The sequence below is a fragment of the Chromobacterium sp. FG89 genome (assembly GCF_057808735.1).
Genome location: NZ_JBMDIQ010000029.1, coordinates 55,064 through 64,023, shown reverse-complemented (window position 1 = coordinate 64,023; position 8,960 = coordinate 55,064). Strand labels below are relative to the sequence as shown.

9 protein-coding genes are annotated in these 8,960 nt (G+C 61.7%); all 9 read right to left on the bottom strand.

Going from position 1 to position 8,960, the window contains the following annotated elements:
- Window positions 1–300 precede the first annotated feature (300 nt).
- Complete coding sequence (locus ACODRW_RS21600; RefSeq protein WP_488906658.1) at window positions 301–846, bottom strand: glutathione peroxidase; 546 nt, start codon at window positions 844–846, stop codon at window positions 301–303.
- A gap of 115 nt (window positions 847–961) precedes the next feature.
- On the bottom strand, window positions 962–1,324 hold the full coding sequence (gene trxA / locus ACODRW_RS21595; RefSeq protein ID WP_107800336.1) for a thioredoxin: 363 nt from the start codon (window positions 1,322–1,324) through the stop codon (window positions 962–964).
- A gap of 137 nt (window positions 1,325–1,461) precedes the next feature.
- Entirely contained in the window at window positions 1,462–2,664 is a 1,203-nt protein-coding gene (gene gltS, locus ACODRW_RS21590; RefSeq protein ID WP_107800337.1) for a sodium/glutamate symporter, read from the bottom strand.
- Window positions 2,665–2,811: 147 nt separating this feature from the next.
- Window positions 2,812–3,756: a class I SAM-dependent methyltransferase gene (locus ACODRW_RS21585; protein ID WP_107800338.1), complete on the bottom strand. Its 945-nt coding sequence runs from the start codon at window positions 3,754–3,756 to the stop codon at window positions 2,812–2,814.
- 96 nt (window positions 3,757–3,852) lie between these two features.
- The gene (coaD, locus tag ACODRW_RS21580) at window positions 3,853–4,377 is read right to left on the bottom strand and encodes a pantetheine-phosphate adenylyltransferase (RefSeq protein ID WP_107800339.1); all 525 of its coding nucleotides are present in this window, start codon (window positions 4,375–4,377) and stop codon (window positions 3,853–3,855) included.
- Between the two features lie 181 nt (window positions 4,378–4,558).
- Complete coding sequence (locus ACODRW_RS21575; protein ID WP_486635743.1) at window positions 4,559–5,530, bottom strand: peptide ABC transporter ATP-binding protein; 972 nt, start codon at window positions 5,528–5,530, stop codon at window positions 4,559–4,561.
- Window positions 5,527–6,501 carry an ABC transporter ATP-binding protein gene (locus ACODRW_RS21570; protein WP_253314517.1) on the bottom strand — a complete coding sequence of 325 codons (975 nt, stop codon included), beginning with the start codon at window positions 6,499–6,501 and terminating at the stop codon, window positions 5,527–5,529. The genes ACODRW_RS21575 and ACODRW_RS21570 overlap by 4 nt, the downstream gene beginning before the upstream one ends.
- Window positions 6,502–6,511: 10 nt before the next feature.
- A complete protein-coding gene (locus ACODRW_RS21565) occupies window positions 6,512–7,426 on the bottom strand; it encodes an ABC transporter permease subunit (protein ID WP_107800341.1) in 915 nt (304 codons plus the stop codon).
- An 18-nt stretch (window positions 7,427–7,444) separates the two neighbouring features.
- Window positions 7,445–8,473: an ABC transporter permease subunit gene (locus ACODRW_RS21560; RefSeq protein ID WP_107800342.1), complete on the bottom strand. Its 1,029-nt coding sequence runs from the start codon at window positions 8,471–8,473 to the stop codon at window positions 7,445–7,447.
- Window positions 8,474–8,960 lie beyond the last annotated feature (487 nt).

The following is an 8,960-nucleotide window of genomic DNA, read 5'->3' as shown; positions in this document are numbered from 1 at the left end:
CATCGACCGAGCACTTACACCTATCGGTTATTCGTTCTGTTAAAGATCGGTGCAGGTCGCTGCGTTTCGTTTCCGTCGCTGCGTTGTCTGCTGAGGAGGCGAACTATACGTCAGGCCCCTAAACCCGTCAACACCTTTTGCGAGAAAAACCTCAACAAAAGCGGGCCTCACCGGACAAACCATTGATGTGGCAAGAAATATCTAAAAGGGGTATTTGCCGACACGCCTCAACTGCCCCGCCGAACCATGAAAAACGGGCCGGCGCTTCGCCGGCCCGTTGCGGGAATGCGCGCAAATCTTCTAGTTTTTCACGCTCTCCGCCGGCTTCAGATAAGGCAGGAAGGCGTTGACGACGTCCGGATCGTCCGGCTTGGTGCGCGTGCCTATGCTGACCACCTTGCTGGCGCCGGGCAGGATCAGGTATTTGTGGAAGTTCCATACTGGAGCGTCGTCGGTGGCCTTGATCAAGGCTTTGAAGAACGGCTGCGCATCGGCGCCGCGCACATGCCCTTTTCCAGCCATCGGGAAGGTCACGCCGTAATTGGCTTCGCAGAAGGCGCCGATCTCCTTATCGCTCTCCAGTTCCTGAAAGAAATCGTTGCTGGGAAAGCCGACCACCATCAGACCCCGCTGCCCATAGGTCTGATACAGCGATTGCAGTTGCTTGAACTGCGGCGTGAAGCCGCAGTGGCTCGCGGTATTGACCACCAGCAGCGGCCGATCCGCGTACTGACATAGATTGATCTGACCGCCCATCAGACCCGGCACCGTGTAGTTCAATAAAGCCGGGCAAGCCGCCATCACCGCCTGACTGCAAAAAATCAGCATTGCGCCCCATCGTTTCATTCGCGTCTCCTCGCTGCGCCATACCTATATAGATAGATGGCAGACAAAATAATAAGGCAATGCCCGAAGCATTGCCTTATCTATTGTCCTGAGCGCCGCGCGTCGGCGCCAGCTGTCATTCCTGCTGGCTGGCGATGTCGGCCCGCACCTTGTCCATGTCCAGTTCGCGCAGCCCCTGGATCAGTTGTTCGAATTGCGCCGCCATCATCGCGCCGGCCTGGTTGAACACCATGATGCCGTCCTTGATGGCGATCAGCGTCGGAATGGAGCGGATATTGAAGTGAGCGGCCAGGTCGCGTTCGTCTTCGGTATTGATCTTGCCGAACACGATGTCGGCGTGTTTTTCCGACGCGGCTTCGAAAGTGGGGCCGAACATTTTGCACGGACCGCACCACGGCGCCCAGAAGTCGAGGATGACCAGGCCTTCCTCTTTCATATGGGTGTTGAAGTTGTCGGCGTTGAGATTGATGTAAGCCATGGGGATGTCTTTCGCTGTCTGAAGCGCCCGCCAGCGGCGGGCTGTTGCAGCAAAGATAGGTACGCGGCCACGTCATTGCAAGGCTATCGCCTGGTTGAATTTATCAATCCGGGCGATAGCCTCCGCTGCCGCAAGGCTTAACCAATGAAGGGCAGCGCCAGGTAGAGCTTGATCACGATGGCGTTGACGATGTCGATGAAGAAGGCGCCCACCATCGGCACCACCAGAAAGGCCAGATGCGAAGGACCGAAGCGCTCGGTCACCGCCTGCATATTGGCGATGGCGGTGGGGGTGGCGCCCAGGCCGAAGCCGCAATGGCCGGCGGCCAGCACCGCCGCGTCGTAATTGCGGCCCATCACCCGGAAGGTGACGAAGATCGCGTACATCGCCATCGCCGCGGTTTGCGCCAGCAACAGCACGAAGATGGGCAGCGCCAACGCCGCCAAATCCCACAAGCGCAGCGACATCAGCGCCAGGGCCAGAAACAGCGACAGGCTGACATTGCCGAGCACCGACACTTCGCGCTCGAAGATCTGATACCAACCCAAAGCCGCCAAGCCGTTGCTGATCAGCACGCCGACGAACAATACGCAGACAAAGGTGGGCAGCTCCAGCGGCGTGCCTTTGAGCAGGCCGCCGAGAAAGGTGCCGCCCAGCAAGCAGACGGCGATCAGCGCCAGGGTCTCTATGAAGGAGTGCGGCGTGATCAGACGCTGGGCGTCCGGTTGTTCGAAGGCCAGCGGCGGATCGTCGGCATTGTGCTCGGCGCCCGGGGTTTTGACTTTCTTGACCAGGAAGCGCGCCACCGGGCCGCCGATCAGGCCGCCCAGCACCAGGCCGAAGGTGGCGCAGGCCAGCGCCAGTTCCGACGCAGAGGCCAATCCGTATTTGGAGGCGAAGGTGCCGCCCCAGGCGGCGCCGGTGCCGTGACCGCCTGACAAAGTGATGGAGCCGGCCAGCAAGCCCATCAATGGGTCCAGGCCCAGCAGGCTGGCCAAGGCGATGCCCAAGGTGTTCTGCACCAGCAGCAGGCCGACCACCACGGCCAGGAAGACGCCGACGGTCTTGCCGCCCTGTTTCAGGCTTTTCAAATTGGCGTTGAGGCCGATGGAAGCGAAGAAGGCCAGCATCAGCGGGGTTTGCAGCGAAGCGTCGAAGCGGACTTCGCTGCCGGTGACTTGGCGGAACAGCAGCAGCAAGGCGGCGATCAGCAAGCCGCCGACCACCGGCTCGGGGATGTTGTAGGTGCGCAGCGCGCCGACATGCGCCACCAGTTTGCGCCCGAGCAGCAAAACCAGCGACGCGGCCACCAGGGTGCCGTAGAAATCGAGTTGAATCATCGAGTCTCCTTATTGTGATGAGCGAAGGCGCGCTTGATTCAGACTAGCAGCTGTCGGAATGTTGTCGCGCCATGCAATACGATAGGAAACCCGGCGATAAAGTTCGGTCTCTAATTAACCGGAACCTTATATAGAAGACTCAAACCGCTAGTCGCGGCGTATCTGCCAGCACTGATGGATGGCTCGGTTGCGGAAGTCTTCCGGCACCGATTGCGCGCTGATGTCGCGGATGACGTAATCCTCGGCCAGTCTCTCGTCCAGCTTGAAGCTGCGCAGATTATTGGAGAAGTACAAGGTGCCGCCCGGCGCCAGCAGCGCCATCGCGTAGTCGATCAGCCAGACGTGATCGCGCTGCACGTCCAGGATGTCGCGCATTTTCTTGGAGTTGGAGAAGGTGGGCGGGTCCATCACGATCAGGTCGAACTGCTTGCCGCCGTCCACCGCTTCTTCCAGATACTGGAACACGTCGGCCCTCACCAGCTGATGCCGGGCCAGATCCAAGCCGTTGAGCTCGAAATTGCGGCGCGACCAATCCTGATAGGTATTGGACATGTCCACGGTTTCGGAACTGATCGCCCCACCGCAGCCGGCATAGACGGTGAAGCTGCCGGTATAGGCGAACAGATTGAGGAAACGCTTGCCGGCGGCCTCTTCCCTCACCCGCTTGCGGGTGTTGCGATGATCCAGGAACAGACCGGTGTCCAGGTAGGCGTCCAGGTTGACGATGAAACGCTGGCCGAACTCATCGATGATGAAGTCGTCGCCCGACTGTCCCACTTTCTCGTACTGGCTGACGCCCTTTTGACGGCGGCGGTTCTTCAGCGTCACCGCGCCGGGCGCAAGGCCGGTGACCGCGCACAGGCTGTCCACCACCGCGTTGATCCAGTCGCGATAGGCCTCGTCCTCCATCTCCCAACCAGTGTCGTACTCCTGCAGATGGACGCGCTCGCCGTACAGGTCCACCGCGAACGGGAACTGCGGCACGTCCTTGTCGTAAACGCGCCAGGCGTCCAGCCCCTGGCGGCGCGCCCATTTGGCGTGGTGCTTGAAATTCTTGGCCAGGCGATTGGCGAATGGGCTGACGTCCAGCATGAGTCCTCGATATGGGCGATGGGCAAAACACAAAACAAACGCGCCGCTGACTGCAGGCGGCGCGTGAACGGATATCCAATTCTATTACAGCCGCGGCTATTCGGACGAATACATCTCGATCAGCTTGCGGTAGACCGGCTCCGGCAGATATTGGCGAATCACGCTTTCCCAGCCGCGCGGCCCCACCAGGCCTTTGACCATCGTCGACGACACCTCGGCGTATTCGCGCGGCGGCAGCAGGAAGATGGTGGTGATGTCCGGGTGCAAATCGGAGTTGATGTAGCGCATGGTGCGCTCGTACTCATAGTCGCTGGCGGTGCGGATGCCGCGGATGATGTAGTTGGCGCCTATGCTTTGCGCGTAATTGACCAGGAACTGGTTCTCGAACACATCCACCCGCAACTTGCTGAAGCCGCCGGTGACAGCGCGCAGCAAAGCCACTCGTTCCTCGACACTGAAGGTACAGTGTTTTTCCGGGTTCACTCCGACCGCTACGATCAATTCGTCAAACAGTTCCACCGCTTCGCGAATCATCCATAGGTGACCGTTGGTCACCGGGTCGAAGCTGCCCGCGTACACGGCTCGCTTCAATTCTCGTTTTCCTTTGACTGTGTGTGCCATGGCGAATGTATCGTGGTCGTTGGGGGCGGGTAAAGCAATTTTTGTGCATTGCGCAAAATGTTTCGCTTCCAGCTGGACTATCCGCAGCAGAATCTGTCCATTTTCCTCATTATCGACAAAGCGCGGCCAAAAAAAAGCGGGCCGCGCATGGCGGCCCCGCTGACGATAGGACAATACGCGCTCAGACGTTGATGTCTTCGGCGCGATGGCAGGCGATCATGCGCTGATCCAGCTCGCGCAATTCCGGCACTTCTTCCGCGCAACGCTGGTTCGCGTGCGGGCAGCGCTTGTGGAAGGCGCAGCCCGACGGCGGCTTCAAAGGGCTGGGCAGTTCGCCCTCGATCTTGATCTTGATGCGGCGCTGCTCAGGATGGATGGACGGCGTCGCCGACAACAAGGCCTGGGTGTAGGGGTGCAGCGGCCGTTCGTAAACGCGGTTCTTTTCCCCCACCTCCACCGCCCGCCCCAGGTACATCACCATCAGGTCGTCGGCCACATGCTCAACCACCGACAGATTGTGGGAGATGAACACATAGGCGGTCTTGAACTCGTCCTGCAAATCCATGAACAGATTGAGCACCTGGGCCTGGATGGACACGTCCAGCGCCGAGGTGGGCTCGTCCGCCACCACGATCTTGGGGTTCAGCATCATCGCGCGCGCGATGGCGATGCGCTGACGCTGGCCGCCGGAGAACATATGCGGATAGCGGAAGAAGTGCTCCGGCCGCAGACCGACCCGCTGCATCATGCCGCGCACCTTGTCTTCGCGCTCCTTGGCGTTCAGCGAGGTGTTGATCAGCAGCGGCTCGGCCAGCTGGCTGCCGATTTTCTGACGCGGATTCAAGGACGCGTACGGATTTTGGAACACCATCTGCACCTTGGTGCGCATGGCTTTCAAGTCGGCCTTGCCGGCCTGGGCCGCGTCCTTGCCGTCCAGCAGCAAAGAACCGGAGGTCGGCGCTTCGATCAGCGTCAGTTGCCGGGCCAGCGTGCTCTTGCCGCAGCCGGATTCGCCCACCACCGCCAGCGTCTTGCCGGCCTGCAGTTCGAAGGAGACGCCGTTGAGCGCCTTGACCTGCGCCGAGGGCTTGAGGAAGCCCTGGGACACGTCGTAATAGCGGGTCAGATCCCGCGCTTGCAATACGGTGCTCATTTCGCCTCCTTGTCCAGCAACGGGTAGTGGCAGCGCACGGCGCCGCCTTCCACCGGGGTCAGCCCCGGACGCTGGGTCCGGCAGTTGTCCTTGACATAGGGGCAACGCGGCGACAACAGGCAGCCGCTGGGACGGTCGTACTGCCCCGGCACGATGCCGGGCAAGGTGTTCAGCCGATGCGCGCCTTTGCTGTGCTCCGGAATCGACGACAGCAGCGCCTCGGTGTACGGGTGGGTCGGGTGGTTGAACACCCCGGGCACCGCGCCCATCTCCGCCACCTGGCCGGCGTACATCACCGCCAGCCGGTGGGCCACCTCGGCCACCACCGCCAGATCGTGAGTGATCATGATCAGCGCCATGTTCTGGCTTTTCTGCAGGCTGACCAGCAACTCCATGATCTGCGCCTGAATGGTCACGTCCAGCGCCGTGGTCGGCTCGTCGGCGATCAAAAGCTTGGGATTACAGGCGATGGCCATCGCGATCACCACGCGCTGGCTCATGCCGCCGGACAGCTGGTGCGGATAGGCGTTGAGCCGCGAGGCCGGCGCCGGAATCTCCACCAGTTCCATCAGTTCCAGCGCGCGCCGCTTCAGCGCCGCTCCGCGCAGACCCTGATGCAGCTTCAGCACTTCCATGATCTGGTAACCGACGGTGTAGCTGGGGTTCAGCGAGGTCATCGGGTCCTGGAAGATCATCGCGATGTCCTTGCCGACGATCTTGCGGCGCTCGCGCGCGGAAATGGTCAGCAGGTTCTTGCCGTCGAAGCTCAGTTCGTCCGCCACGATGCGACCCTGGCCTTCCAACAGCCCCATCATCGCCATCATGGTCACCGACTTGCCGGAGCCGGATTCGCCGACGATGCCGACGATCTCGCCCTGATTGACCTCTAAGTCCAGCCCTTCCACCGCGCGGAAGGGATTTTTTTCCGAACCAAACTCCACCGAGAGGTTCTTGATTTGCAACAAACTCATGTCCATCCCCTCAAGCGGCGCGCTTCAGTTTCGGGTCCAGCGCGTCGCGCAGGCCGTCGCCCATCAAGTTGATGGCGAGCACCGACAGCAAAATGGTCAGGCCGGGCAGCGTCACCACCCACCAGGCGCTTTCAATGTAATCGCGGGCCGAGGCCAGCATGGTGCCCCACTCCGGGGTGGGCGGCTGCACGCCCAGGCCGAGGAAGCCCAGCGCGGCGATTTCCAGAATGGCCGAGGAAAAGCTCATGGTCGCGTGCACGATCAAGGGCGCCATGCAGTTGGGCAGCACGGTGACGAACATCAGCCGCGGCAGACCCGCGCCGGCCACGCGCGAGGCGGTGACGTAGTCGCGGTTCAGCTCGGTCATCGCCGACGCGCGGGTCAGGCGCACATAGGCGGGCAAGGACACGGTGGCGATGGCGATCATCGCGTTCATCAGCCCCGGTCCGAGAATGGCCATGATGGCCACCGCCAGCAACAGCGAGGGCAAGGCCATCATGATGTCCATCAGCCGCATGATCGCGCCGCCGAGGGCCTTGGGAAAGAAGGCGGCCAACAGGCCGAGCACCACGCCCGGCAGCAAGGCCATCAGCACCGAGCACAGGCCGATGAACAGCGACAGCCGCGCGCCGTGAATCAGCCGCGACAGGATGTCGCGCCCCAATTCGTCGGTGCCGAACAGGAACTGCGCCGAACCGCCGTCCACCCAGGCCGGCGGGGTCAGCAAATGATCGCGGTACTGCTCGATGGGGCTGTAGGGCGCCACCAGCGGCGCCAACAGCGCACAGGAGGTGACGATCAGCATGAAGATCAGGCCGGCCACCGCGCCCTTGTTGTGGGAAAAGCCCTGCCAGAACTCCTTCAGCGGCGAGGGATAGGCCAGCGCCAGGTCCGGCCCGGCGTTGACTTGCGTAGTCTGAGTCATAAGTCCACCTACTGGCTGTTACTTGGCGTGACGGATGCGCGGATTGGCGATGCCGTACAGGATGTCGACGATGAAGTTGGTGACGATCACCAGCGTCGCCACCATCAGGATGCCGTTCTGCACCACCGGATAATCGCGGCGGCTGATGGCGTCGATCAGCCATTTGCCTATGCCCGGCCAGGAGAAGATGGTTTCGGTCAGCACCGCGCCGCCCATCAGCGTGCCCACCTGCAGGCCGATCACGGTCAACACCGGGATCAGCGCGTTGCGCAGGGTGTGGATGAAGATCACTCGCGCCGGCGACAGGCCCTTGGCGCGCGCGGTGCGCACATAGTCTTCGCGCAGCACTTCCAGCATCGACGAGCGCGTCATCCGCGCGATCACCGCCAGCGGAATGGTGCCCAGCACGATGGCGGGCAGGATCAGGTGCATCAAAGCGTTCTTGAAGGCGCCGGCGTTCACTTCCGGATCCGCGACCTCCGCCATCCAGGAGTCGATCAGCATGAAGCCGGTATGCGGCGCGATGTCGAAGGTCAGGTCGACGCGGCCGGACACCGGGGTCCAGCCCAGCTTGACCGAGAAGAACATGATCAGGATCAGGCCCCACCAGAAGATGGGCATGGAGAAACCGGTCAGCGAGATGCCCATCACGCCGTGGTCGAACAGCGAGCCGCGCTTGATGGCGGCGATGACGCCGGCCAGCAGACCCAGCACGGTGGCGAAGATCAAGGCGGAGATCGCCAATTCCAGCGTGGCGGGGAACAGGGTTTTGAACTCGGTCCACACCCCGGTCTTGGTCACCAGGGACTCGCCCAGGTCGCCATGCAGCAGATTGACCACGTAGTCGAAATACTGAGCGTACAGCGGCTTGTCCAGACCCAGGCGATGCAAGGCTTCGGCGTGCATTTGCGGATCGAGCGCGCGCTCGCCCACCATCACCTCCACCGGATCGCCCGGAATCATGCGGATCAGGCCGAAGGTCAGCAGCGTGATGCCGAAGAAGGTTGGCACCAATAAACCCAACCTTCGCAGAATAAAGGAAAACATGAGGACTTCTCCCTTGCGCCGGCCCCGCTGGGCGACTGGGCGCAATACTCAAATGAGACCCAGAGCGACGACGCCTTGCATGGCAAACGGCGAACGACGGCTCTATTGCGTTTTGGGGAGACGTTACCGGAATCGGACGGAGAAGAAGCAAGGAAAACAGCAAGAAGAGCGCCGAAGCGATGGCATGCAACTGAACCACCCACCCACATCAGCTGCGCCACCGCCACGGCAAGTGCAAGATAGCACCCCTCGCCGCAGACGAGCTTGACCCAGGTCAAGCCGGACGCACAGCCTCTCCACGCTGTGACTGACTACCCTCTGAAAACCACCCAGTAGACGTTCCGCCGCCATCGGGCCCGCCGCCTCTGCGTGCGACTGGAAACCCAAGGCTTGTAGTGGCCAATAGCGCTCCGCTTCAGCGTCGGTCCCGGCCGCAACGCGGACAGGCCGGCATCAGGAGCGCCATTCGCCGAACTTAGCCAAAACA

Bases quoted from the DNA above. Each gene is read 5' to 3' on its own strand.
- ACODRW_RS21600 (WP_488906658.1), bottom strand. From the start codon at position 846: ATGAAACGATGGGGCGCAATGCTGATTTTTTGCAGTCAGGCGGTGATG.
- trxA (WP_107800336.1), bottom strand. From the start codon at position 1,324: ATGGCTTACATCAATCTCAACGCCGACAACTTCAACACCCATATGAAA.
- gltS (WP_107800337.1), bottom strand. From the start codon at position 2,664: ATGATTCAACTCGATTTCTACGGCACCCTGGTGGCCGCGTCGCTGGTT.
- ACODRW_RS21585 (WP_107800338.1), bottom strand. From the start codon at position 3,756: ATGCTGGACGTCAGCCCATTCGCCAATCGCCTGGCCAAGAATTTCAAG.
- coaD (WP_107800339.1), bottom strand. From the start codon at position 4,377: ATGGCACACACAGTCAAAGGAAAACGAGAATTGAAGCGAGCCGTGTAC.
- ACODRW_RS21575 (WP_486635743.1), bottom strand. From the start codon at position 5,530: ATGAGCACCGTATTGCAAGCGCGGGATCTGACCCGCTATTACGACGTG.
- ACODRW_RS21570 (WP_253314517.1), bottom strand. From the start codon at position 6,501: ATGAGTTTGTTGCAAATCAAGAACCTCTCGGTGGAGTTTGGTTCGGAA.
- ACODRW_RS21565 (WP_107800341.1), bottom strand. From the start codon at position 7,426: ATGACTCAGACTACGCAAGTCAACGCCGGGCCGGACCTGGCGCTGGCC.
- ACODRW_RS21560 (WP_107800342.1), bottom strand. From the start codon at position 8,473: ATGTTTTCCTTTATTCTGCGAAGGTTGGGTTTATTGGTGCCAACCTTC.